Annotated in this window: 20 protein-coding genes and 2 pseudogenes; 8 read left to right on the forward strand and 14 right to left on the reverse strand. The window is 40.5% G+C overall.

What is annotated here, in order from left to right:
- Window positions 1-4: 4 nt before the first annotated feature.
- Window positions 5-961 carry an AAA family ATPase gene (locus OCV27_RS17955; protein ID WP_125320492.1) on the reverse strand — a complete coding sequence of 319 codons (957 nt, stop codon included), beginning with the start codon at window positions 959-961 and terminating at the stop codon, window positions 5-7.
- 328 nt (window positions 962-1,289) lie between these two features.
- On the opposite strand from OCV27_RS17955, the gene OCV27_RS17960 reads away from it, so the two are divergent.
- Window positions 1,290-1,490: a restriction endonuclease subunit S domain-containing protein gene (locus OCV27_RS17960; protein ID WP_125320493.1), complete on the forward strand. Its 201-nt coding sequence runs from the start codon at window positions 1,290-1,292 to the stop codon at window positions 1,488-1,490.
- A 95-nt stretch (window positions 1,491-1,585) separates the two neighbouring features.
- Here the strand turns inward: OCV27_RS17960 and OCV27_RS17965 are convergent, their stop codons facing one another.
- From OCV27_RS17965 to OCV27_RS17990, 5 genes and pseudogenes are all read right to left on the reverse strand, one after another.
- Window positions 1,586-2,494: an aldo/keto reductase gene (locus OCV27_RS17965; RefSeq protein ID WP_125320494.1), complete on the reverse strand. Its 909-nt coding sequence runs from the start codon at window positions 2,492-2,494 to the stop codon at window positions 1,586-1,588.
- 211 nt (window positions 2,495-2,705) lie between these two features.
- Complete coding sequence (locus OCV27_RS17970) at window positions 2,706-4,508, reverse strand: FG-GAP repeat protein (protein ID WP_125320495.1); 1,803 nt, start codon at window positions 4,506-4,508, stop codon at window positions 2,706-2,708.
- 127 nt (window positions 4,509-4,635) lie between these two features.
- A pseudogene (locus OCV27_RS17975) lies at window positions 4,636-4,782 on the reverse strand (lipocalin family protein); the annotation flags it as partial.
- Window positions 4,783-5,005: 223 nt separating this feature from the next.
- Window positions 5,006-5,761: a hypothetical protein gene (locus OCV27_RS17985; protein ID WP_125320497.1), complete on the reverse strand. Its 756-nt coding sequence runs from the start codon at window positions 5,759-5,761 to the stop codon at window positions 5,006-5,008.
- Between the two features lie 22 nt (window positions 5,762-5,783).
- Window positions 5,784-6,248 carry a hypothetical protein gene (locus OCV27_RS17990; protein WP_125320498.1) on the reverse strand — a complete coding sequence of 155 codons (465 nt, stop codon included), beginning with the start codon at window positions 6,246-6,248 and terminating at the stop codon, window positions 5,784-5,786.
- A 368-nt stretch (window positions 6,249-6,616) separates the two neighbouring features.
- Here OCV27_RS17990 and OCV27_RS17995 point away from each other — a divergent pair, with 368 nt between their 5' ends.
- On the forward strand, window positions 6,617-7,303 hold the full coding sequence (locus OCV27_RS17995; protein ID WP_125320499.1) for a type 2 periplasmic-binding domain-containing protein: 687 nt from the start codon (window positions 6,617-6,619) through the stop codon (window positions 7,301-7,303).
- 133 nt (window positions 7,304-7,436) lie between these two features.
- Here OCV27_RS17995 and OCV27_RS18000 read toward each other — a convergent pair whose 3' ends face one another.
- The 8 genes and pseudogenes from OCV27_RS18000 to OCV27_RS18035 all read right to left on the reverse strand — a co-directional run bounded on the left by OCV27_RS18000 (window position 7,437) and on the right by OCV27_RS18035 (window position 16,483).
- Complete coding sequence (locus tag OCV27_RS18000) at window positions 7,437-7,970, reverse strand: lipocalin family protein (RefSeq protein ID WP_125320500.1); 534 nt, start codon at window positions 7,968-7,970, stop codon at window positions 7,437-7,439.
- A 183-nt stretch (window positions 7,971-8,153) separates the two neighbouring features.
- Window positions 8,154-9,833, reverse strand: coding sequence for an RluA family pseudouridine synthase (locus tag OCV27_RS18005; RefSeq protein WP_125320501.1), 1,680 nt, complete (start codon window positions 9,831-9,833; stop codon window positions 8,154-8,156).
- Window positions 9,834-9,945: 112 nt separating this feature from the next.
- Entirely contained in the window at window positions 9,946-11,166 is a 1,221-nt protein-coding gene (locus OCV27_RS18010; RefSeq protein WP_125320502.1) for a multidrug effflux MFS transporter, read from the reverse strand.
- Between the two features lie 298 nt (window positions 11,167-11,464).
- Entirely contained in the window at window positions 11,465-11,923 is a 459-nt protein-coding gene (locus OCV27_RS18015; protein ID WP_125320503.1) for a GNAT family N-acetyltransferase, read from the reverse strand.
- Window positions 11,920-12,448: pseudogene (locus OCV27_RS18020) on the reverse strand (GNAT family N-acetyltransferase). The gene OCV27_RS18015 and the pseudogene OCV27_RS18020 overlap by 4 nt, the downstream one beginning before the upstream one ends.
- A gap of 17 nt (window positions 12,449-12,465) precedes the next feature.
- Complete coding sequence (fghA, locus tag OCV27_RS18025; RefSeq protein ID WP_125320504.1) at window positions 12,466-13,305, reverse strand: S-formylglutathione hydrolase; 840 nt, start codon at window positions 13,303-13,305, stop codon at window positions 12,466-12,468.
- 64 nt (window positions 13,306-13,369) lie between these two features.
- A complete protein-coding gene (locus OCV27_RS18030) occupies window positions 13,370-14,518 on the reverse strand; it encodes an S-(hydroxymethyl)glutathione dehydrogenase/class III alcohol dehydrogenase (protein WP_125320505.1) in 1,149 nt (382 codons plus the stop codon).
- 159 nt (window positions 14,519-14,677) lie between these two features.
- Window positions 14,678-16,483 (reverse strand): MFS transporter, encoded by a 1,806-nt coding sequence (locus OCV27_RS18035; RefSeq protein WP_125320506.1) that lies wholly within the window; start codon window positions 16,481-16,483, stop codon window positions 14,678-14,680.
- A 382-nt stretch (window positions 16,484-16,865) separates the two neighbouring features.
- Between OCV27_RS18035 and OCV27_RS18040 the strand changes: the two genes are divergently transcribed.
- From OCV27_RS18040 to rplT, 6 genes are all read left to right on the forward strand, one after another.
- Window positions 16,866-17,990 (forward strand): DUF481 domain-containing protein, encoded by a 1,125-nt coding sequence (locus OCV27_RS18040; RefSeq protein WP_125320507.1) that lies wholly within the window; start codon window positions 16,866-16,868, stop codon window positions 17,988-17,990.
- 250 nt (window positions 17,991-18,240) lie between these two features.
- Window positions 18,241-22,194, forward strand: a complete 3,954-nt coding sequence (locus tag OCV27_RS18045; protein WP_125320508.1) for a hypothetical protein — start codon at window positions 18,241-18,243, stop codon at window positions 22,192-22,194.
- A 267-nt stretch (window positions 22,195-22,461) separates the two neighbouring features.
- A complete protein-coding gene (thrS, locus tag OCV27_RS18050) occupies window positions 22,462-24,390 on the forward strand; it encodes a threonine--tRNA ligase (RefSeq protein ID WP_125320509.1) in 1,929 nt (642 codons plus the stop codon).
- A gap of 66 nt (window positions 24,391-24,456) precedes the next feature.
- Window positions 24,457-24,945: a translation initiation factor IF-3 gene (gene infC / locus OCV27_RS18055; protein WP_338156075.1), complete on the forward strand. Its 489-nt coding sequence runs from the start codon at window positions 24,457-24,459 to the stop codon at window positions 24,943-24,945.
- Between the two features lie 118 nt (window positions 24,946-25,063).
- Window positions 25,064-25,258 carry a 50S ribosomal protein L35 gene (gene rpmI, locus OCV27_RS18060; protein WP_019275792.1) on the forward strand — a complete coding sequence of 65 codons (195 nt, stop codon included), beginning with the start codon at window positions 25,064-25,066 and terminating at the stop codon, window positions 25,256-25,258.
- A 41-nt stretch (window positions 25,259-25,299) separates the two neighbouring features.
- Window positions 25,300-25,653 carry a 50S ribosomal protein L20 gene (gene rplT / locus OCV27_RS18065; protein ID WP_125320511.1) on the forward strand — a complete coding sequence of 118 codons (354 nt, stop codon included), beginning with the start codon at window positions 25,300-25,302 and terminating at the stop codon, window positions 25,651-25,653.
- Window positions 25,654-25,834: the final 181 nt, after the last annotated feature.

Raw genomic sequence — 25,834 nt, forward strand, 5'->3', positions numbered from 1 at the left:
AACCTTATGCACTGCCTACAAGAGATAACAACCGGTTGACGACTTTGTTAGTACAGATACCTTCAGCTTGAGCTTGATAGGTGAGTAGAATGCGATGTCTTAGTACAGGGAATGCCATCTCCTGAACGTCTTCCGCGGTAACATAATCACGACCTGATAGCCAAGCATGAGCGCGCGCACATCTATCTAGAGCAATGGTTGCTCGTGGGCTGACCCCCATTTCTATCCAATTAGCTAATGTATCGTCATATTGTGTTGGTTGGCGTGTTGCCATGATAAGGCGAATAATATAGTTCTCTACGGTATCCGCCATATGAGTATTCAATACTTCTTGGCGTGCCGAGAAGATATCTTGCTGACTGATAGTTGGCGCAGGAATACTTTGTTTACCTTTGGCCTCACCTCTATTTAGACGCAGTATATCGAGTTCGCTTTCAGCATCGGGGTAATCAACATTAAGGTGAAGAAGGAATCGATCAAGCTGAGCTTCAGGTAGTGGATAGGTGCCTTCTTGCTCAATAGGGTTTTGTGTTGCCATTACAAGGAATAGTTCAGGCAACGGATAAGTTTTTCTACCTGCTGTGATTTGCTTTTCTGCCATTGCTTCTAACATTGCTGCTTGAACTTTAGCTGGAGCGCGGTTGATTTCATCTGCAAGGATCAGGGAATTAAATATAGGACCAGCTTGAAAGGTGAACTCACCGGTTTCTGGACGAAAAATATCGGTCCCCGTCAAGTCAGCAGGTAATAAATCTGGAGTAAATTGAACACGGTGAAAGTCACCTTCAATGCAATCTGCGAGAGATTTTACCGCCCGAGTCTTCGCGAGGCCTGGTGGTCCTTCGACTAAAATATGACCGTCGGCGAGTAGCGCTACTAAAAGTTGTTTGACTAATTCAGCTTGACCAATGATCTGACTTTCCAGATATTGTTGTAGCTTGTTAAATGACTGAGAGCTCATCAATGTTTATCTCCTAACTTTTTCACTTAGTGGCTTCATCGGCAAAAAAGTTCATCTTTCTACTTTAATAACTTTCTATTTGGCTATTTATTAGCCAAATAGAAAGTTATATATAAATACCATTATTTCAGTTAGTTACAATATGGGGGTTTATACTCATGTTGCAAGTAGTCAATATTGAAAAATTGGTTTTACAAATTTGTAAAAGTAAGAAGAAGTCTTCCTTAAGGCAGGTAAGGTCGTTATAGATGGAACTATAGTTATCACATTCTGTAGAAGTTGAGGTAAAATAGGTTGTCTGTATCACGTGAATTGAGTAACAAGCATTATGAATGAGTTAGAAAAAGATTTAGAACAGATTACGCATGAAATGGGCGATGAACCTGAAGTTCCCTTGCCGTCCCTTGAAGAACAACAATCTATTGCAGCAGAGCTGAAGAAACTCGAACAAGCAGGGGAGTTAACTCCTGAAATCTTAGAGAAATACTTTGCTAAGTATTATGCTGAGAATGACAAACCTGTCCACTAATATAAGTTATTAGTGCAGGCTGATCATTTAGTATGCTACGAGCTTATGGGTTAAAAAGTACGTCGTAACACTTAGAGTAATAACAGACGCAAGACTTATGGTACACCATGACCTTTTGATGCTACCCATATTCGATACCATTGCTCTCGGCTAAGCTCAAATTTTAGAGATTCAACAGCGGTTTTCACTCTGTCTATTTTGCCTGAACCAATAATAGGTATAGGCATAGAGGGCAGGGCCTTAACCCAAGCAAATATAACTTGGTCAATACTCTTGGCTCCAAGTTCGATACGGATGTTCTCTAGTTCTTTTTTAACTCGCTTAGCTTGCTCTGTAGAGCCAGTGAAGATAAGACCTCCACCGAGGCAAGACCATGCCATAGGGCGTGTACGGTTCATCTGTAATACATCGAGCGTGCCGTCATGGGCAACGTCAAAGTTCAGTGGGTTTATTTCAACTTGGTTGGTTACTAGTGGCTTGGATAGCCTAGATTGTAATAAGTGAGACTGGCTAGGAGTAAAGTTTGATACGCCGAAGTGTTTTACTTTCCCTACTTTATATAACTCATTAAATGCATTGGCAACTTCATCAGCATTCATTAATAGATCCGGTCTATGGATAAGAAGTACGTCGATTTGTTCTATGTTTAAACGGTCTAGTGAATTGTCGACGGAGGTATAAATATGTTTAGCGCTAGTATCATAGTGGTTGATTTTACGCTTTGGAAATTGTTTATCACACAGCATAATGTTGCATTTAGTGACAATCTCAATTTGCTCTCTGACCGAAGGCTCAAGTTTTAGGGCTTCTCCAAACAGAGACTCACACTGATAGTTCCCATAAATATCGGCATGGTCAACCGTCGTAATACCCAAATCGATATGTTGCTTTAAAAAAGATAACCTTTTTTTCGGGGTCATTTCCCATTCAGCTAGTCGCCAATAACCTTGAACCAGCTCTGAGAATTCCGGCCCCTGTGGAGCAACTGTCACCTTTGACACCATAATTTTTTCTCCAATTAAATCTGGCTATACAGTATGCTTTTTCGTGATTTTGCTCAACTTATGCAGACAACAAATTAGAGTTCGAAGACAAAACATGTTTTTGTTACAAGAGCGTGAGCCAGTTAACCGAATAAGTTTAGCTTCATTACCTAATACTTGGTTATATGCACTGATATCCCCCAGTAAAGCCCCTTAAGTTAGGGGAGTTATACTAGAAAATATAAGCTGCTCCAGAGTCTTCACTATTATCGTTTTCTTGGCTATTAACTCCTGTTGAACTAGAGTCTTCTTCTCTGGCTCCGATCGCTAACCTGTTTCCATCGCCAGATAGAGATACTCTGATGCCAAATAAGTCGTCCGCCCCTGTGTTGGGTGCTTTTATGTATGCTTGTTCGATCCAATTTGAACCGTTAAAGAAGAATGTATAAGCTGCTCCAGAATTGGCGGTGTTGTTATTATCTTCACCATTAACACCTTGTGAATTAGAGTCCTCAGATGAGGCTCCCACTGCGAGGGTGTTGCCATCCTCTGACAGAGATACTGATACACCAAAATAATCTTCCGTTCCACTGTTAGAAGCCTTAATATAAGCTCGTTGAGACCACTCTGTATCGCTAAAACGAAAGATGTACGCAGCGCCAGATTGTGAGGCGCTGTTGTCGTTTACCCCAATATTGATTTCATTGGAACTCGAGCTTTCTCCACTTGCGCCTACTGCTAAGATGTTGCCATTTGATGATAGAGCAACAGAACTACCAAAGAGATCACCAGTTCCAGTATTCAGTGGTTTAAGGTATGCCTCTTGAGCCCAGTTAGTCGTGAACTTATAAATATACACAGCTCCAGCTTCTGTCAAACTATTGTTGGATTGCCCGACGTTAACCTCAGTTGAGTCGGACTGTTCATTAGTAGCGCCTACTGCTAAGATGTTGCCATCGTCTGATAACGCTACCGAGGATCCAAAACGGTCACCTGCATTGGTATTAGAAGCTTTAATATAGGCTTCTTGAGTCCAACTTCCGCTTTGAAAACGAAACAGATAAGCGGCACCAGCATCCTCTGTTAGCATAGGGTCATTTCCTTGGTCGCCATTAATACCCGTTGAGAGTGAGGCTTCCTCGGTGGCGCCTACAACTATGGTATTCCCATCACCAGATAGAGCTAAAGAATTACCAAAAAAATCACTAGTTTCGGTATTAGAGCCTCTCAAAATGGCTTCTTCGCCCCAAGCCCCTGCATTAAAACGATAGACATATACAGCACCTGCGTTAATGCCGTTAGTACGTTCACCGGGTGCCGCCACAGCAAGAGTATTGCCGTCAGACGACAAAGAAACGTTCATTCCAAAAACATGAGTCTCACCTGTGTTAGAGGCTTTAACATACGCTTCTTGGTCCCACCTGTTATTATCAAAGCGAAAAATATATGCTGCCCCTGCTTGGATTAGTGAATTGTCACTTGATCCTGAGCTATTAATACCCGTAGCATTTGATTGTTCGAAAGGAGCACCTACTACTAGTAGCTCTCCATTTTGGGATAGCGATAGACTAAAACCAAACTCATCATGAGAGCCGGAGTTAAAAGCTTTTATATACTGAATTAAAACAGAAAGGTCTTGTGGCTCAGTAGTTTTCTCATTTGAAAGGCGTTGCCCGTAATTATTTTGGGCAATTACAAAAAATTGATCTAATAGTACTTCTAATACGCCAGTACTCGTTACTGCAATCTGTAGTGCCGATGTTGTACCTATTTTGTCACAATTATTATCTTCTTCGGTATCCTTTCTACATAAAACATAATTAGTCGCACCGCTAGATTGGCTCCATTTGAAAGTAATTTCATCTTTTGTGACAACAATGTCATTTAGATTGAAATCCTCTGGTATTGAACCTTTAGCCCCTAGGTACGTGGTAGCATTGCTAGTAGATCCATTACCGCTACCGCTATCACCGCATCCGTATAAAGTGAGAGCAGTCGAAAGAATTACTAAAATGCTATGTTTATGTAAAGACATTGTATCAAGATCCTTAATGTCAAAAGTAACATTAATGTTAGCTGCTAGTGTAAAATATACAAAGTCGGACTAAATCGCTTAATTTAGCTTACATGTTGTGAGTGGGTCACCATTGGAAGTCCCTGTGTTATTGCTGAACATAAATCAGCTTTTCAGTATCAAAACCACGCTGCTTAGACATTTGTTTAAACTTATCAATAATACCTGGGTTAACCTTTGGCGTTCGAGATAGTATCCATAGGTAGTCATGGTTAGGTCCTGATATAAACGCATGACCGGTTGCTAAAAGTACCGCAACCAACGCGAGAGCACATGAAAAGTGATGTGGCAGCTTATATGAGATATTACAATTTAGATCAACTATATACGACTAACGGAGACATTTCACCGGTCGACTATGAAAAGTTCTTTAGAAAAGTGTCCTGAAAAAGTTGTGCAGAACAAGCTACATAGAAGAATAACTTTTGGCCCTACACCAAATGTAGGGCCTTGCTATGCTAGTAAACAATAGCCCACACATTATCGATTTCAAAATCAGCTGGGTTAAGACGGATAATCGCTGAATATGGACTAGTCGTTGCTTGAAAAGTCATAAGCTCTCCATTATTGGCGATTATAGAGTTACCTATGACAAACGAAGTAAGGTTAGTACTATCGTTGGCATAACCTATAACGAGGCGGTTGTCGAAGAAGCCGATACTGTTTTTCCCAGCTTTGATGATAAGAGGTGGGGTAGTCGCTCCTCCGGCAGGTTCATTTTTGTACAAGCGACCATTGGTGTTCTCAACATTCTGATTTATTCCTGCTAGGACCCATGGATAAATTTCTAAAATGTCAGCCCCTATAGGGTAATTACCATCGTGGCTTTTGTAGTTAGAGTTAAAACTTAAAATCATTCCAGTCTTAGTGTTAACCGCTTTAGTCACATCTCCATCAGCACTACTGTCGAATTTTGGCATTACTCCTGTCCAAGTGGTCACGGCGACGTCATTGATTGTAATTTCTACTTTAGAAGGGTTTGTATTGGAGGAAATGGGTATATCAAACCACACAGCATCACGTGTTGAGTTTATTCTGGCTGTTGCGGTTAAACCTTGTCCCACCACTGGGAACGCAGTTCCGTTGATCCCTTGATATTGAGCCTGTGTCCACATAGTGCCGTCGGGGTTATAAAAAGTTTGCCATCCGGCTGCATTTACGTGGGCGGAAACTAATATAAGTAGTGCACCAAGACATACGCTTAATTGTCTCATTTCTGTAGTCCCTTTCTATGTTTTATGGTGTATCGTAAGGCAATACGACATAATTATCTGGATCTTCAATTGTTAAAGGCCTTCTCGCTAATACTGGGTATGTATTAGAGCAAACCTCTTCATTTCCTTCGCTACTCGTGCAGACCTGAATGCTTTTTAACCAATCTCTATTGGTAACAGTGTAAGATGGGTCGGTACTTACAGTCTGAGAATCTACCCGCCATTCGAAGTTTGGGCTACTGCGCTGCATGACTAAGGCGGAGAGACTGTTTCCGCTGTATATCACTGAAACTTCTTGTTGAGTCGTGCTATCTACAATCTTGACTGCGGATGTGTCAGTTCCTTCTTGTGGACCACTACCGTCTGTTGAACTTGAGCCTGAACTTGAGCCTTTAGTATTACTTGCTCCTCCATCTGATCCTCCTCCACAACCTACTAGGATAGAGATATATAAAAGTGAAGTCGCGACGACCTTTTTATTATCCATTTCAGTTCCTCAAATGAGTGTTTTGTTAGATTTAAATTCTGCAAAGACCAAGGCTCTTTCCCTGCGACAGTGTATTTTTTGAAAAATCACAATAAAACTCATTCCTAAAACTAGAAGTAAGTAATTTATCTGTCAATATCTGGAAGGGCTCAGGATAGAGTCTCCTATGTCTAGAGAGCTGAGTAAACAACAGTGTAATTAGGGTTTCAACATCAGTGGTTATGGAGCATAGAAACTGTAATGAAAAACACCTAAAAATCGATCTTATTGAGTTAGATGGCATTAGCGCTGATATTTTTGTCTATTATGTGTTAAGGCTCCAATTTAAGTTAACAACACTATAAAAATGGGCAAAGGAGATAAAATGAATGAAGAAATTAATAGCTGTATCTCTGATAGCAATGATGATGACTTTTTCCTCGGTTTTGGTAGCACAAAGCACTTTAGTGAAAGTGGTCATAGGGGAACTCTATAAAGGTAGTGCCGATTTAGGTTATGGCATGACAGCAAAAGAAATCCTTGACGCTATCTATGATGAAGCAAGAATCAATCACACGACAACTTACATGCCTGACAAACTTGCTATCCAATCTGTTATAACAGGGCAATATGACGCATTGGATTTGAGGATTAGTGAGTTAGAATACGATCATAGCCAGTCGCTTGTTAAGGTTAATATACCTTTAGGAAATATTGATATATACATTTTATCAGTAGGTGAAAAATCAGATTTGAGCTTAAAAGATCTTCATGACAAAAACGTTGTTGCCGTGCGAGGAGCCATTTATGTAAATAAAATTAAGCATTACAAAAATCTTAGTTTGGCCACAGCAGAGGAAGCGGCATTAATGTTAACAAACGGAGAAGCTGATGTTTGGGTAGCAGCGACGCAGTCATATGGTTTAGTAAAAGAAAAGTACCCTGCAATTCATGTTTCAAGTTCACCAGTCTCAAGAGAGTATTTATACCATTATTTGCATAAAGATCAGTCACATTTACTCAAGTCTCTTGAGGCCTCGGCTGAGTATGTGATGAAAAGTAAAGTGATTGAGTAGGGATAGTTGATCTGAATTATCGAAACTTAATTAGCCGCGTACACCACGCATGTTGTTGTTCATGAAAGCTAGCGTTAGTTTTTCACAGACTTATGTTCTCTAACCAGCAGGAATTTTATTGCAGCCACCTAGATCACTGTATCCGTGTAGGGTGAGTAAAATCGACGTAAATCATCTCTTCAATATTAAAGCCACGTTCTTTAGACATTTGCTTAAACTTCTCTAAGATGTCAGGGCTGACAGTTGGCGTCCGAGATAGTAACCATAAATAGTCGTGATTTGGTCCAGAAATAAACGCATAGCTGTAGTTATCTTTATCAAGTTCAAACACGACGTAAGAGCCATAGAAAGGTCCGAAAAATGAAACTTTCAAATACCCTTCATCGGAGCTGTTGACGAAAAAAGCTTTACCCTTTGCCTCTTTCCATTCCTGATCCTTTGAGGAGTAACCTCTATTAATAACAGAAACTCCACCATCATCCCGAAGAGAATATTGCGCAGTGACCTCGGACAACCCTCGCTCAAATGAGTGATCGAGCCTAGCAATTTCGTACCAAGTGCCAAGATAGTTATTAAGTTCGAAGTTATTGACGGGTTCGACGTTTTTGGGCATGCCCAAGCAGCCAGATAGAGCGAAAAGGACAGATATTATTAGTATATTTCTCATCGTTATTTCCAAGGTTAAACACATTTTACGTAAAGTGGATAGGTTGGATCACAGTGAATAGGTCCAAAAGATTGAATTAAAAAGCGATTATCCTTAAAAGCATACTTTTTATGGAAAAGCCAAGAAATACAAATAACCGTTGAATCCAAATAAACCACAGATTTTACTCTGCACAAACTGGTGTTAAAACGGACTTTTGACCTCAAAACTCATCCGCTCTTTAGTATATGGATGATTGAAAGATAAACGTTGTGCATGTAGGTGTAATCTATCTGCCCTTTGCCCATAGAGCCCATCCCCACACATAGGCATGTTGAGTCCGAGATGATGTGCACAATGGACTCTGAGTTGATGAGTTCTGCCAGTTTTTGGGTAAAGGTATAACTTACTCCGTCCCTCTTTAACCTCGATACAGTGCCAGTAGGTCTCAGCCGGCTTACCATGCTCAAAACATACTAGCTGACGCGGCCTGTCATCGGGATCGCCTCGCATGGCTAAATTAATTTGTCCGCTCTGGTTCTGGACTTCTCCCTGCACAATGGCTACGTAGCGCTTTTCTACTGTTCGAGTAATAAACTGTTTTTGTAAGCTTTTGTTGGCACGTTTGGTTAGTGCGAACACGAGCAATCCTGATGTCGCCATATCCAGTCGGTGGATGACATATGGCCCTTCTACATCTGGGTAACGTTGCTGAAGGCGAGTAAAGGCTGAATCTTGTATTGTTTTGCCCGGAATTGATAGCAAACCTGCGGGTTTGTTGATCACAACTATTGCATCGTCTTCAAACAATATATCCATTGAGTCGTGTTCTGCCCAAGCTTTTTCAAGAGGGTTACTATCGACATCCATGCCTTCAAGCATATGGCCAAGTATGGGCTGACATTTACTGTGACATGAAGGGTAGAATTTTTTATGCTGACGAATTTCAGATGCGGGTGAAGATCCCCACCAAAACTCTGCCATCGAAATCGGCTTAAGCCCATGTTTAAAGGCATGCTGAAGCAGTTTTGGAGCGGCACATTCACCAGCACCTGCTGGTGGTGTCGGGCTGCTGGTATTTTCAAATATCGAGTTAAGCGACTTTTCTTCTAACCGAATATTAAAAAAGCAGTACTGCTCAAAAAGTTTGTGTTGAAGAGTATTTGAGAGCTTTTTACGTTGCTCTCTTAAGTCTACTAACTCATTATTGAGTTTTTCCCATTTGCATTTAAATAGAGAGAGACTATCTTGCCACTCTAGCTTTATGTTTTTAAACTTGTTTTTATCCGCCACACTTTGTTTGGCTAGTTCGTCCAGAACTCGCTGGAGTTCTATGTCAGAAAGAGAAGACTGCGCGTGTTGGCGCTGTGACTTTCTTATTGCTCGATTGGCAATCATCTGCTCTCGATGAGAACGCTCTTTTTGTTGATAAGCGGCTTCAAGTTCTTTTATTTTTTTACCGAGCTTTGAAAACTGCGAATCATTGTTTAAAGCATCTATTTGGTTATTGATGGACATGATTTCAGCATTATCCGCATGAAAAAAACTTTCTCCAGCCAATATGTCAAAGACGGGGGGAACAAAATGTGCGAGCTGATTTTGATCTGCTATCTTTCCTGAAAAAGAAGATAAATAGCCAATCTCTCCTTGCGGGGATTGTACGACAAGTACACCGAACATTTTCCCTATACCGTCTGGGCTACCATCAAGTCCAAAATTGTGCTTCCAGCTGGTCTGAGTGAGTAAGTACTGCTGAAGTTCGTTGGCGGCGAGCTCACTTAAAGGATGGGGTTCATAGAAAAATGGGAAAGTAAACTTTCCTGGCAAGGTATATCCATCAATTGAACCCTTGAAAAGGGTAAATGTAGGTGTGTTGTGAAGCATATTACTTGCCATAATGACCAACTGGGAGCAAGATTGTACTCAATTATCAATTAATTTCCAGTCGCTCCCAGCATGTATATGGCCTCAGTTTGTATGAGACCATAGCAACAACTTAGGTCTTTAAATTACTCAGCTTTAAGTGTTTGAGTCGCCGAACATTATGCAACAAAGCAAGAATAGCGATGCCCATTACTGCAGATGTTACCGCGTAAACGACCGATTGCGCTGAGCCATCATAAAAATTACTCGCTAAATCAATGGCAATAGCAACAATTACAAGCCGAATGGAGGTTACTAGTGATGCCGCGACACCAGTCATATCTGGAAATACTTGCATTGACTCGGAAAAGAAAAGCCCAATTGAGAGTGCAGCCCCTACGGAAAACAAACACATGATAGAGGTCAGAAAGCTTGGTGAGCTTAGCATTGTATTTGGTACAAACCAAAATACTGCCATTGCGATAAACATCAAGCTGAGCCCTGAACTCTTTAGTCTTTCGATACCGAAACGATCAATTAGGGGGCCATTTATAAAGCTTATAAGAGCGAAAGTACCCAATGTGGCCATTTGGTGAAAAGGAAAGTGTTCAGGTTTGACTTTAAGGTGATCGACATACAAAAGCGACATATTAGAGACAAACACCATATATCCAGCCAAAATTAAACTGGTTATTAGCGTGCTATACCAAAATGAGTAGGATGAAAGTACCATTTTATAATCAATGATTACTCGCTTGGGAATCATTTTTTTTCGCTTGCTGCTTGGTAAAGACTCAGGAATAAACAAAAAGCATTTAATTGCTGAGATAAGGACTAAAATAGCAATAAAAACAAAATTTGCATGGTACCCCATGTGAATACTGATCCACCCACCAATAAGTGGGGCGAAAGCCATGACGCTTACAGTCAGAGTGTTTAGATCAGCGACTAATTTTGTAGCAGATTCTTCCTCGAATAAATCGAAGATCATTGTTGTGCCTACTATAAGACAGGCTGAACTTCCAAAACCCTGCAATAAACGGAAAGCAAGTAACTGATCAATCGTTTGTGCAAAAACGCAACCAATACTGGCCATGAGGAATATAAAGAAACCAAACATCATTATGGTTCTACGTCCAAAGTGATCGGATAGAGGGCCGTAGATGAGTGAGCCAAGACAGATGCCGATAAAGTTGTAACTGATAATACGCTGAACCATAACAGCATTGGTATTCAAATCTTTTAGTATATCTGGAAATGTAGGTAAATAAATATCTGTTTCCATTGATGCTGCAAGAAAGATCAGCACCATCAGAAAACGAAACCACTTTCCTTGATGAGATATAGGGAACATAATTAATCCAACTGGAATATGTTGTTGTATATGACGAGAGCTATGGCCACATATAGTGCTTTATAAGCCCAAGAAAATAATTATTATTTGAGGAATGCTGAAGGCTAGAGAGGAGTAATGCCTTAAGATAATACATTCCACCACTTAGTTGTGAGTAAGTGGTGGCTAAATTTAACATTTTATTTTGATTTTGCAAGTGACTTTTTAGTCAAATAACAAAATAATTGCATAGTGTCACATCATTGATTTTCGTAACAAAAATTCATTAGCAATTCATCACGCGGATAAGCAGTGTTAACTAAAAGTAATATGGAATAGGGCTTGAAAAAAGTGATTCATCATTTGAACACAACATGCAATTAGAATCTAGGATGCGGGTAAAGCCCAATTTTTTGTAGAACTTATGGTTAATATCACTGTGCAAGTACAGAGCTTTGCAGTGTTGTTCCTCAAACAACTTAGCTTTGACCAAGTTAATTAGCATCGAAGCATAAGCTTTTTGTCTATGACTGGGCGAAGTTGCTACAGAGCCGATACCAAAGCAATCTTGTTTGAGATTGAACATATCTTGATAAACAATAAGAGATGAAACCACGGTCTCTTGCTCGGTTAAAACATACCAAACTCCTGATTGATACTTCTTACTCTGACGACATTGGAATAGGTATTCTTGAAAAGGAAGGCCGTCCCCCCATACATCAAATCCCATTGCATAAATGCTATCCAATTCGTCGATTGTGGCTTTTCTTAATTTCATACACTTACCTCGCAATCTACCCAGTAACGAGCAATTGGGTAAGGAAATACCTTTCCCATTACGATATCAATAAATTCCCCCCCCGTTTGCTTCAATCACACCACATGAGGCGTGATTTTTATCATCAGCAGTGAGCAAAGCCTTCGATATACCGAGTGATTTTGCAATGGGTAGGGCTAGTTTTAGCATGGTTTTACCATGGCCTTGCGCTCGATAGGAAGGCGCAATGTCGTACCCTATATGGCCGCCTTCAAAAGAGAGAAATGGGCTATCAATCGAATGGCGAATGCGAATGACACCGAGTATGTATTCCTCTGTATCTATCAACCAGAAGTGACTACAAGGTACATAACCTTCGCGTAATCTTACACCATTTGCTTCATCAGTTAATCGTTGAATATAGGCTACAAAGTCATCCACGCCTTCACGATAGCATTCTGCATTGATATTGTCATTGCTCTCAAAATCTTGGTAGTAAGCCAAGAATGCAGGCTGATACTCAAATGATGGTGATACTAGTTTCATTTGTCTTCAACCTATGCTTACTTGAACATATGTTTCGCGTGGAACATCAGGTGGTCGTCAATAAAACTAGAGATAAAATAGTAACTATGGTCGTATCCCTCTTGTATCCGAAGATCAAGGTTTGAACTATGCTCTTTTGCGGCGCTAACCAGTGTCAGGGGCTTTAATTGCTCGTGTAAAAAGCCATCATCAGCACCTTGATCGACTAAAATCGGCAGTGATACTGGGCTTTGTTTGAGCAGTTCAGTGGCATCGTAAGCTTTCCATACTTCTTGGTCGTTGCCTAAATAGGCGTTAAAGGCTTTTTGCCCCCATTGGCACTGGATTGGATTACAAATTGGGCTAAAGGCTGAAATAGAAGTGAAATTATTTGGGTTTTTCAATCCAATAGTAAGAGCGCCGTGCCCCCCCATGCTGTGCCCTGAAATCGCTTTGATATTTGAAACAGGAAAATTGCTCTCTAATAAGGCGGGTAGCTCTTTTATCAGGTAATCATACATGTGATAGTGGGTTGACCAAGGCGGCTGAGTTGCATTGAGGAAGAATCCAGCGCCTTTACCTAAATCGTATGCATCATCATCTGCTACGTCATCACCGCGAGGGCTGGTATCAGGTGCCACAATCGCCATACCTAGCTTGGCTGCCATTTTGAAAGCACCTGCTTTTTGCATAAAATTTTCATCAGTGCAGGTTAACCCTGACAGCCAATACAGCACAGGTACAGGTGATGTCTTGCTTGCGTTTGGTGGTAGAAATAGGGCAAAACGCATCGTGCAGCTTAAGGTATTGGAGTCGTGACTGTATTGTTTGTGCCAGCCACCTGCAACTTTATTTTGACTGATATTGGTTAAGTTCATGATGTGTTCTCGACTAAAGTCGCCATAGTCTTGCTATGACGACAATTAATATGAAAGTAAGAATTTATCTGTCCATATGGATAACAGAGCGAATACTCTTGCCTTGATGCATCAATTCAAAGGCGTGATTGATATCACCTAGGCTCATGGTATGCGTGATAAATTCTTCAAGGCCAAATTCTCCTGCCATATAACGCTCTACAATCTCAGGTAATTCAGAGCGTCCCTTAACGCCACCAAAGGCACTACCACGCCACACGCGGCCAGTGACTAATTGGAAAGGTCGAGTTGAAATTTCTTGGCCTGCCCCTGCAACGCCAATAATAACTGACTCTCCCCATCCCTTATGACAGCACTCAAGTGCTTGGCGCATAACATTAACATTACCGATACATTCAAATGAATAATCGACACCACCATCTGTTATTTCAACAATGAATTCTTGGACTGGCATGTCTAGCGTTTTTGGGTTGATAACATCCGTTGCCCCAAGTTGTTTGGCGAGATCAAATTTGCTTTCATTAATATCGATGCCAATAATACGACTAGCGCCAGCCATTCTAGCCCCGATGATTGCGGATAGACCGATACCACCAAGACCAAATATTGCTACAGTGTCACCTTTCTCTACTTTAGCGGTGTTTAGCACGGCTCCCATACCCGTTGTGACACCGCATCCTAATAAACATACTTCTTCTAAAGGTGCTTGTGGGTTGACTTTAGCCAATGATATTTCAGGAAGTACTGTGTATTCAGAGAAGGTCGAGCAACCCATGTAGTGAAAAATAGGTTTTCCATCGATAGAGAAGCGTGTTGTTCCGTCTGGCATTAATCCTTTACCCTGCGTTTCTCGCACGGCTTGGCAAAGGTTAGTTTTACCTGATGTACAAAACTTGCACTCACGACATTCTGCGGTATAAAGTGGGATAACATGGTCGCCTACGTTAACACTGGTCACGCTTTCACCGACCATCTCAACAATTCCGCCACCTTCATGGCCAAGAATGGCAGGGAAAATGCCCTCTGGATCTTCACCAGATAAGGTAAAGGCATCAGTATGGCAGACACCTGTTGCTATGATACGCACCAGCACTTCACCTTTTTTGGGCAGTTGAACATCGACTTCTTCGATCTTTAGGGGCTCACCCGCTGCCCAAGCGACGGCCGCTTTAGATTTGATAAACTCTTGTCCTGGTTTGATATCTAGTGCCATTAAAATTTCCTTGTTATACCTTTAACTTACTGTGTTTATTGATCTTTAATCTAAGATTTAACCACGAAAAATAGGCAGTTCCCAGTATTATGTGAAGTCTTACCCGAGGTTTGTTTGGTATCTCACTATTTTGAGAGTTTACTGTAAATGAGTTAGAGCTCAGGAGGGACCAGAACCAAAGTCATTTTCTTGCATTGGATGCTCAACAATATCGTTAATCTCATGAGTATTTTGGGGAGTGTTTTCTGGCACGGATAGTAGATCCCATTCGCTCAGCGTTTCATAGACAGGAGTTTGTAATATATCTAAATTTTCTGGTTGATCTTCGTTGGTCACTATTTCTTGATAGGCTTGAACTGATTGCTCAGTTTTATTTTTGACCAAAGCTGCAGTAATGGAGTGTTGTTCGATTTCAATGGATTCCATCATGGCTGCGAGTATAGCAGACACATTCTCAGGTTGTTTTTCGGCCAGCCATATAACGAGTTCTTCTATTTGATTGTCGTCGGAACTTGCGAGTTGTTTGGTAATATCAATGGACAACTCGGGGTGAGTAAGAGCTAATGACCGAAACATATATGCCGTATCAATATTGTCAAGTTTACCCGTACGTTCCATTAGAGAAATTGCCCACTGAGGCTGCTTATTCACAAGGCTACGGATGAAAGTGATGGCATTAATAGGACTTGAAGCAGTAAGCTGCTCAACCTGCAATAATGCGGCTTCCATCTTGATTGAGCTATCTTGGTAGTCAGTACGAGGATCAAGCTCTCCGTGAACGGAAGCTGGAGTGTGCATAACAAACGTTTCTTGTTCCTCTACTGGTAGAGCTTCGCGCTCTGACATTCGGTAAATGATAAATGTAATCAAAGCCAAATCGACCATAATAACAAAAGTAAACAAAGCACTTCGATCAATACTACCCATTAAAACAGATGCTGTGTAAGGACCAATAATCGCGCCAATAGCATAAATGCAGAGAAGACCAGAAACTACAGGTACAAGTTGAGTTTTCATCGAATGATCAAAGGCTTCGGCAATGCTTAATGGGTAAAGGCATGCAATCAGACCCATTGTCATGGCAGCAAGAAAGAAAGGCGCGATAGGAGATTGCCACTCAATTGAAACGGGTAAAGCAAAACACACAATTGCGAGTACAAAGCTGCTGGCTAAAATTACTTTTCGTCGCTCAAAACGATCAGAGAGATGACCTATCGGTATTTGTAACAGAATACCCCCTGCAGTCGCAGCGCCCATAAACATAGATAGCTCGAACCCAGTTAGCCCGACACCGCCGGCATAAACAGGTAACATATTGATTAAAGTGGAGTATAAAACACCACATACAAAGCAAGTGATAAACCCCAAAGGAGAAATAGTATAGATAGCTTTGAGTGGAATGGTTGGTATTGACTCGATACTGGGCTCAAATTGTGCGACAAAGATGACAGGAGTCACCGATATACTAAATAACACACCGCAGATCAGAAAAAGAGTAATTTCACTTGGTGGTGCTATCACAAGACCAAATTGACCAAGTGTAATTGCGCTAAGAATAACTATCTGATTGATAGCAAGAAGCTTTCCACGATTTGATTGGGTTGAAACGCTATTAAACCATACATCCAGCGTCGCCGTTGCACAAGCGATACAAAATCCCATTAGAGTGCGCATCAGCACCCAAATCCACATGTCAGCATTTAACCCCATGGTTAGAATAGCTGTTGCCCCTAAGCTCCCACACATTGCGAATGTCCGGACTAAGCCAATTCGACGTAAAATACGCTTACCAAGAATTGCGCCGAGTAAAAAACCGACCGAGTACATAGAAAGGATAAAGCCGATAGTCTCGACACTAATATTGGTTTCTGCAAGGGACACAGGCAATAAAATACCACTCAGACCATGACTACCCATCAAGAGAAATGAGCTAATAAACAAAAGTGTTGCTGGATAAATCGGCATGATTAATCCCTTCTATTATATGGCTGATTTTATTAGAGCAATAGGCCTTAAATTTTTAAAAATATTAAGATTAATGCCCAGTCATGACTGATGTCCTGATGGCCTCTTGTTTACCTTAAAGATAAAATTACTTATAAACTATTCTCTCAGCATAGGAGCTAATTGAGTGTGATGGAAAATATTTCGTTTCTCATGTCTAAGAAGGTTAATACTTGGGTATCTGAAATAAGTATTCAGGCTTAAGATTTCAGTTAGTAGGTAACTTTGCTTAAAGTGGTCTGACAAGGTTGACATGAGATTTGCTTACTCATGACAATAATAAATGACTATCTATTTATTGTAGCCGGGTTAAAAGGTGTAAAACTATACAGATTAAGTTGATATGAAATTACAATCTACAGCATTATTTATCGCCATTTGTTCTGTACAGTCTACTGTTTTTGCAAAAGAGCAGTTAGTAGAACAAGTGGTCGATGAGCCTAATAGCCAAACCGTTTATTTTGATAACAATGATGATTGGGTAAAGCTCAAATCAGGCGAGGTTATCAAGGGTGAACTTAACGGTACGATTAAAAAAGATTCGAATTCTTACAAGCAAGAAATCGAGTTTGATAGTGATGATCTTGGTGATCAGAAAATTGAACTCGGTGATATCCAAGAGCTCCAGACCGCAGGATACTTTACCATCCGTACAGCAGATGGTGCTATTTATGACGGCTACTTATCTATTCGAAACAATAAACTTTATCTAACAAACGTTGATAAAGAACTGTCTTTTCCTGTTACCGAGGTTATATCTATATACCGTGGTAAGGAAAAGGACTCAGAGCAGTGGGATGCAGAATTTACTTTTGCAATGGACATGAGTAGTGGCAACACTGATGAACTTACCATTCAAGGTGACATTAAAGCAGAGCGCAATACGGTAGAATCTAGAACCAAACTAAATGCAAATCATGAAACCAAAGAATCCAATGATGAAAAAACCGCCAATAACTCTACAGTTGGTGGTTCCTATGACATTTATATCGACAACAGATTGTTCTTTAGACCTGTAGATCTTAAGGCTGAAAACGATGAGTTTCAGAACTTAGATTACAAGATAACAGCCTCAATGGGTGTAGGTTACTTCTTTATTGCTAATGAGAGTACAGAATGGGATGTGACCGTAGGTCCAGCGTATACCTATACTAAATTTCTTACGGTAGAAGAAGGCAATTCATCGTCCGCCAATAGTGGCGCATTCAAGCTAGACTCAAATTTTGACTATGAACTTACCAAAAATATTGATTTTACTTATGATTATAATATGACTTGGGAAAGTGAAGAGTCAGGAGGAGTTTTCCAACAGAATACTCTAGGCTTTGATATTGATTTGGTTGGTAACCTTGATCTTAGTATTGAGGGTATATGGAAGCATCGCTCAGATCCAACCGCTGATTCAGATGGTAAAGTACCCGAAAAAGATGACTACCAAATGTTGGTTGGTTTAAGTTACGAAATTTAATAAAGTTATTTTCCAATCAAGCTAAATACACTCAAGTAATATTGTTTGAGTGTACTATCCTGTTCTTTTAACTTTCTTGCCACAGTCTTCTAGTTGCTTTTTATTCAGTGTTCTCTGAATCTACACAAATTCAATTTACATCACAAATATTATCTTATATCGAGTTTGGTACTCGATTGTTATTTACAATATTACAACTTTTCATGTAAATAAACTATAACCAAACCTGATTTTTGAGAATATCTAATTTATGGCAAAGGAAGTTATATCTACTCTAATATCGAGCCAAGACTTTTCTACAGAGGTAAATACTAGTGTTTTAACTGAGGCCCCTGATGTGGAAAACATGGTCACACCGCTGACTTCTTCTTGGAATGGTTTAGTAGAAGAAAGTAAAAAGCAAGACTTATCGAGGGTGTCGGAACTTGATGGTGTTGCTTCTCCTGAGTCTGTCATTTCATTGAATGAACCGAACAAAATTTCTTCTTTGAATAGCAAAATCGCAGAAAAAATTGAACTTATTAATCGTTTAGAGCTAAGAATAGAGGATAAAGATGATGATTTTGAACGTTATGAGAGTTTAGGTCACACGGAAGCTGAAAATAATGAATGGAGAAAAAGACAAGAGGCGATACAAGCCCGAAATATATTAAGAAGTGAGCTTATTTTACTTCAGGAAGAAAAAATCAATAATGACATTATTAATTCTTCGCTCAATTCGAGTGTGCCTGTTAACCAACTCAAAGAAGAGCTTTTATATTTATCGCTCAATACACCAGAAATAGAAGTAGAAGGGCAGTTTAAGAAAAAAATACTTCTTGATGCTATTGAAGATTTACTCGACTCTCAAATTGAGATAACAAACAAAAAAATAATCGCAATACAGAATAGATTGCTAACACTTACCTCGCGTGAACTGAACTTATACCAAACAGCATTAGCTCAATTGGAAGAACGAAAAGCTCTAATGCTGACAGAAAGAGAAGAATTTAAGCTTGATAATGCAGAAGAGTTGGCCTTAAAGGGAAGGTTTAGGCAGTTATATAAAATAAGCCCAAGACAAGATATAACTTCATTTGAAGAAAATGTTATCACGTCTATTGACCGCAAATTATCTTGGGGATCCGATCGGATTTTCAGCGAAAAAGCAAAAATCCAACACAGCAAATGGGCCACATTTGTTGACTATGCGATTGTGCATACATCGCTTTTGTCCTCTGTTTCTTTACCCAGTATCAATTTTGGAGAAGAGGATGTGATGGTTAAGTTTTTTACCGAACTGGATGAAGAAAAAACAAAACAAGGGTCAGAACAAAAAGGAAGGCTTATCAATGTAGGTCATGTATTTGACGACATATCGGATACAATGATCCGATTGACTCGAGGCGATATATGGACTCAAGATGTAGTGTTAATGAACAATAGTCAGGTAGAAGCGACCCATGATTTAAAAAGTGCCTATACTGTGCTTGTCCAGGCTGGAGGATTCGATGAAGGGCCTTTTGAAAAGCTTTACTCACAAAAATATTATCCAACAATACCTCTCGCAACAATTGTTGAACATTCAAGTCCAAGGTACTTAGACAAAGTACTAAGTCGGTCGCATTTTATCACTGATGCTTTATCGAAATTGAACCCACCAGTAAAACCCGATTTTAGTCTTGAAGGGTATGAAGAAATAGCACCATACTTCCATAGAACAGCGGATATGGCATCATCACTTAGTCGGGCCCCCACTTGGTCAGAAGACATAGGTTATTTTAGATCTATGCTGACCTCTCTCTATCCAGGGGCTTTAACTGCCGAGCGACATTTTGACGAGTTATTTATGTATATGGTTGGAAAGTCGGTCAATACAGACGATACAACCAGAGTCGTGAGGGCCTACTGTTACCGTGGAATAGAAGGCCGAGTCATCGTTTACGTTAGACAAAGTAACCGTATATACCAATTCCCCGAAGACACGTTCACGCTGCAAAAAGGTGACTCTCCAGAAATTGACGCTTTACTGCAAAGTCTATTTGTTTTTCCTGACGGGCAGGCAGCGGTAAGAGTGTTTTCTGATCACGCCACAACCGGTGTGATTTTGCCGAAAAAGAAAAGTTTGTCAGCAGGCGATTTGGCACGAAGACATTATAATGCTGTTTTTTTTCCATATAGGCACGAGCAACAGGCTACGATTGACCGTATTTTGAACTTAGGCCTTGATGAAAAGTACACCGAAAAGGTTGACAACACGCTGACTGACAATCGGTCTTTCATTGTTGATAAGATTGATACCCACCTGAAGCTTTTAGCACTAATGGATATATCGATTGGTGGAGGGGAGGTTGATGAGAACCAAAAGAGCGAGATCAGAGGTTGGTTGGATGAGTTTTTTCGTGGTGAAAGGAAAGCCAGTTTTGGAACCGCTGATTATATTGGAAAAGAGGGAGTATCAAATCCTGACTTGATATTTGTTCCTCTAACTCAACAGCAATCGACAACGACAGAGGGGCTATTAGTTAATTTGAGATTATCCATAGTCATCCCTGTCCCTAGAAACTTCATTGACAAACTTAGGCTATACCGTTCCCAAGATTTTAGGGTGTCGTTTTCTCTGGGTTTTTATTCGAAAAATCGCGAGGAAATAAGAAATATCCCCATCACCGACTCAGGGTGGATGGGTGCTATGAGAGACATTGTTCGTTACGCGCAATGGTTATCATCTCAGGGTGGAAATATTACCATGCCAGATCTGGATGAAGCACTAAGACGTGTATCTCAATATTGCATGAGAACGGCATTTGGTTTTGAAAGCCCGACGGAGATGGAAATATTAAAGCTTAGTGAGATATTTCAACTGAGAAATCGACATAAGCCCTATAACAAATTTTTCAAAGACCATATCTCTGATGACTCTAAGGTGAACCAATACATAGGCGCTGTAAACTTCAAAGCTGGAATGAACGACTTTGTTTCTCTCCTTAGACTACACAAAAGTTTTACATGGAGAAGGTCCAATGAAGCATCCGAGGAAAGGGTCTTCAACCCTAACGCTGGGAGTGCATTTGCCAATAAACTCTTTGAAGACATTAAAGATAGTTATCTAACGGAATGGGACGACGAAGTGGTCTCATATAATGAAGAATGGTGGAAAGATACGATTGAGTGGTGGCGAACCCCTTTAAGGATTGCTGGTTACACCATTGCCTCTGTTTTAGCGATCATGTTTCCTGGACTATCGGCAGGGATCATTGCAGGTATAGCGACAACTTTTATCACTGATACTGCCCTAGATATTGGATTATTAGGGGTTGAGGATGAGCCAGCAGAAAAAGAAAAATTAATGAAAGGCATAATAGTAAAAACTTTAGTGTCAATTGGAGGGGAAGCACTCGGCGGAGGCGGCGCGCAGTTAACGGCGAAAGCGATGAAACGCCTTTTATTGAAAAGGGCATCAATGCAACTAAAAGGTCGTGAATTAGCGCAGGCGAAGCAAACGATTGAAAACTATTCTGATGAAGCGATAGAGGGGGTGACTCGAATTGCCAGAGAACGCCCAGAAATGTCAGCCCTTACTAAACTATTGGCCCAAAAGGGAGACGGTCTACCGAGAATAAACAGTCAAAGTGTGGATATGCAAAGTGTTATAAATCGCTATGGGGTCAGCGTTGAACGTAAAACAAACTTGTTTAAAAGACTCAAAAATTTTTATAACAGCCATGATAAAACGACAACTGTAATGGAAGCCTTAGAAGGAATTGTGATATTAACGTTGACTGGTGAGATTATCGTTTTAGTTGAAGAGTGTATATCGGGCACTATCAAGGATAATGAATTTTATCAGGTTTTGAAGTTAGTTTTATTGTATGGCGTAGCTGCTGGAGCTACAACGGTATCCAGTATGCAAAGAAGTCCTGAAATGCTCGAAATAGAAACCAAAGTCTGTCTGGAAAAAATGGGAATATCAGAAGACAATATATCCCTTTTTAGTCAGGCTTCTTCACGTCGTGGACTGTATGAAAAAGAGATAGCAACTGAAACTGATTTTGTCGAAGCGGTTGGTAAGTTTGATGATGTACCATCATCACACTCTGCTAGAGAAAAAGAAGTACGTCGAATACTAATACTTGATAAATTAACGAAGCTGCCAGCCAGAATAAATTTTGATCCTCTGTATTTAAGATTGTCAAAATTGATGGCAGGAAGAAATATGAATTGATTGAAGCTTTATGCGTTGGTTAATAAGCTTTTATATATCTACAATCCTTTAATTTTACTTGAGAGATAGCGTTTTTATCAGTGTCTTTTTCACACAGAATACATTAGTATTCGTGCTTGGCTCATTGAGAGGTTCATCTGTATTTGTTCCTAAAAGTGATCCAACATTTATCAATCTTAGTTTTCTTTATTTAACATATTGTTATTTAAAGAAATATAAATAAATCAAGTGTTGCTTGGTGTGCAACACCACTGTAAGGACAATTAAATGCCAATTATTACTCTTCCTGACGGCAGTCAACGTCAATTTGACAATCCAGTATCAACTCTCGATGTGGCTCAATCAATTGGTCCGGGTCTTGCGAAAGCAACCATCGCTGGACGTATTGATGGTAATCGTGTTGATGCATGTGATCTCATTGAACAAGATGCAAACCTTGAAATCATTACGATAAAAGACGATGTAGATGGTCTAGAAATCGTTCGTCACTCATGTGCTCACCTTTTGGGGCACGCGATTAAGCAGCTTTACCCTGAAGCTAAAATGGCGATCGGTCCTACTATAGACAATGGTTTTTATTATGATATCGACTTAGAGCATTCTCTTACGCAAGAAGATCTAGAAAAGATCGAACAGCGCATGAAAGATCTGGCCAAAACTAAGTATCAAGTTATCAAAAAAAAGGTGAGCTGGCAGGAAGCACGCGATACGTTCGAAACGCGTCGTGAATCCTACAAGATAGAAATTTTGGATGAAAACGTTGCACGTGACGACCGTCCAGGGCTTTACCATCATGAAGAATACGTTGATATGTGTCGTGGCCCTCACGTACCACATATGGGTTTTTGTCAGCATTTTACGTTACTCAATGTAGCAGGCGCATACTGGCGTGGTAACAGTGATAATAAAATGTTGCAGCGTATCTACGGTACGGCTTTCCACGATAAGAAAGCGCTAAAAGCACACTTAACTCGTCTTGAAGAAGCGGCTAAGCGTGATCACCGTAAAATCGGTAAGCAGCTAGATTTGTTCCACATGCAGCAAGAAGCACCAGGTATGGTGTTCTGGCACCATAATGGCTGGTCAATTTTCCGTGATCTTGAAGTTTTTGTACGTGAGAAACTGACTGAATACGGTTATCAAGAAGTAAAAGGTCCACTTATTATGGACCGTGTACTTTGGGAGCGTTCTGGCCACTGGGATAAATATGCTGAAGCCATGTTTACCACGGCTTCAGAAAATCGAGATTACGCCCTTAAACCGATGAACTGTCCTGGGCATGTACAGATTTTCAACCAAGGTCTGAAATCATACCGTGATTTGCCATTAAGAATGGCTGAGTTTGGTTCATGTCACCGTAATGAGCCATCAGGTGCATTACATGGTATTATGCGTGTGCGTGGCTTCACTCAGGATGATGCTCATATTTTCTGTACTGAGAGTCAGATACAAGAAGAAGTGACTTCTTGCATCAAGATGGTATACGATACATACCAGACATTCGGTTTTGACAATATCGTTGTCAAGCTGTCTACTCGACCAGAAAAACGTGTTGGTTCAGATGAAATTTGGGATGAATCTGAGAAAGCGCTTCAGAAGTCTCTTGAATCTATGGAGATCCCATATGAAATTCAAGAAGGTGAAGGAGCGTTTTACGGACCTAAGATCGAGTTTACCTTGCATGATTGTCTTGATCGTGCGTGGCAGTGTGGTACGGTTCAACTCGATTTCAATCTACCGAGCCGTCTAGGTGCGACATACGTTGATGAAAACAATGAACGTCAAGTACCGGTGATGATTCACCGCGCAATATTGGGTTCACTGGAACGATTCATCGGTATTTTGATTGAAGAATACTTTGGGTTTTTCCCAACATGGCTATCTCCAGAGCAAGCTGTAATCATGAATATTACTGATAAACAGTCAAATTATGCTCAGGAAGTGGCCCAAAAACTACAAAAATGTGGAATTAGAGCTAAAGCAGACTTGAGAAATGAGAAGATTGGCTTTAAAATCCGCGAACATACTTTGAAGCGTGTGCCGTATATGCTGGTTTGTGGTGACCAAGAAATGGAAGCCGGAGAAATAGCAGTACGTACTCGTAAAGGTAAGGATCTCGGTAAATTTAAAGTGGATGATTTTGTTTCCTACATCCAAGACGAGATCTCAAGCCGTAAGCTCAATCTGGAGGAATAAGCTATTAAAGGCGGAAGACGCGGCCAACAACCGGCCAAACAAAATCCTCATCGTTTAAACGGTGAAATTCGTGGCGTTCGTGAAGTTCGTTTAACAGGCGCAGACGGTGAATCAGTTGGTGTTGTATCAATCCAAGAAGCAGTAACAGCAGCTGAAGATGCTGGTATGGACCTTGTAGAAATTAGTCCAAATGCCGAGCCACCTGTATGTCGCGTAATGGACTACGGTAAATTCCTCTTTGAGAAGAGCAAAGCTGCTAAAGAGCAGAAGAAGAAGCAAAAGCAGATCCAGATTAAGGAAGTTAAATTCCGCCCTGGAACTGATATTGGAGACTATCAGGTAAAACTACGCAACCTGACGCGTTTCCTTGAAGAAGGCAACAAAGTGAAAGTAACTATTCGCTTCCGTGGCCGAGAAATGGCACACCAAGACATCGGTGTCGACGTTCTTAAACGCTTGAAAGAAGACACGCTAGAACTAGCTGTTGTTGAATCTTTCCCAAGTCGTATTGAAGGTCGCCAGATGATAATGGTGTTAGCCCCTAAAAAGAAGTAATTAGTGGCTTGCAAGTAATTTGACCTCGCCGTTCTTTTCTTATAGGAAAAAACGTAGTGGGGTTTTATTCGCCCTGATTACATGTTTATTAAACTACTACAATGCGGAGTTATTCATCATGCCTAAGATGAAAACCAACAAAGGTGCTGCTAAGCGTTTCAAGAAAACTGCTGGTGGTATTAAGTTCAAGCACGCTACAAAACGTCACATCTTGACTAAGCGTACTACTAAGAACAAGCGTCAACTACGTCCAAACGCAATCCTTCCTAAATGTGAAGTGGCTGCTGTTGTTCGTATGATGCCATACGCTTAATTCTTTTTAGTTTATTTATCGTTTAGTTTAGGAGAAGCATAATGCCTCGCGTAAAACGTGGTGTACAAGCTCGTGCACGTCATAAGAAAGTTCTAAAACAAGCTAAAGGTTACTACGGAGCACGTTCACGTGTTTACCGCGTAGCTTTCCAAGCAGTCACCAAAGCTGGTCAATACGCTTACCGTGACCGTCGCAATAAGAAGCGTCAATTCCGTCAACTATGGATTGCACGTATCAATGCGGCATCTCGACAGAATGGTCTATCTTACAGCCGTTTAATCAACGGTCTTAAGAAAGCCTCTATCGAGATCGACCGTAAGATCCTTGCGGACATCGCGGTATTCGACAAATCTGCTTTCACAGTACTTGTTGAAAAAGCGAAAGCTGCTCTTTAATTAGAGTTAGTGATTAGGATTAAAAAAAGGGAGCTTAGGCTCCCTTTTTTGTTGCTGTTATTATTTGTAACGTTTTAAATCACACTTCCATCATTTAAATTCAACTCACAGCAACACCTTGCGGTGACTGTGCTCCCGATACATGTATTGATACTGGTTTGCACTTACAATGATTGCTATG

The sequence above is a fragment of the Vibrio pectenicida genome (assembly GCA_024347015.1).
Classification (GTDB): Bacteria; Pseudomonadota; Gammaproteobacteria; order Enterobacterales; family Vibrionaceae; genus Vibrio; species Vibrio pectenicida.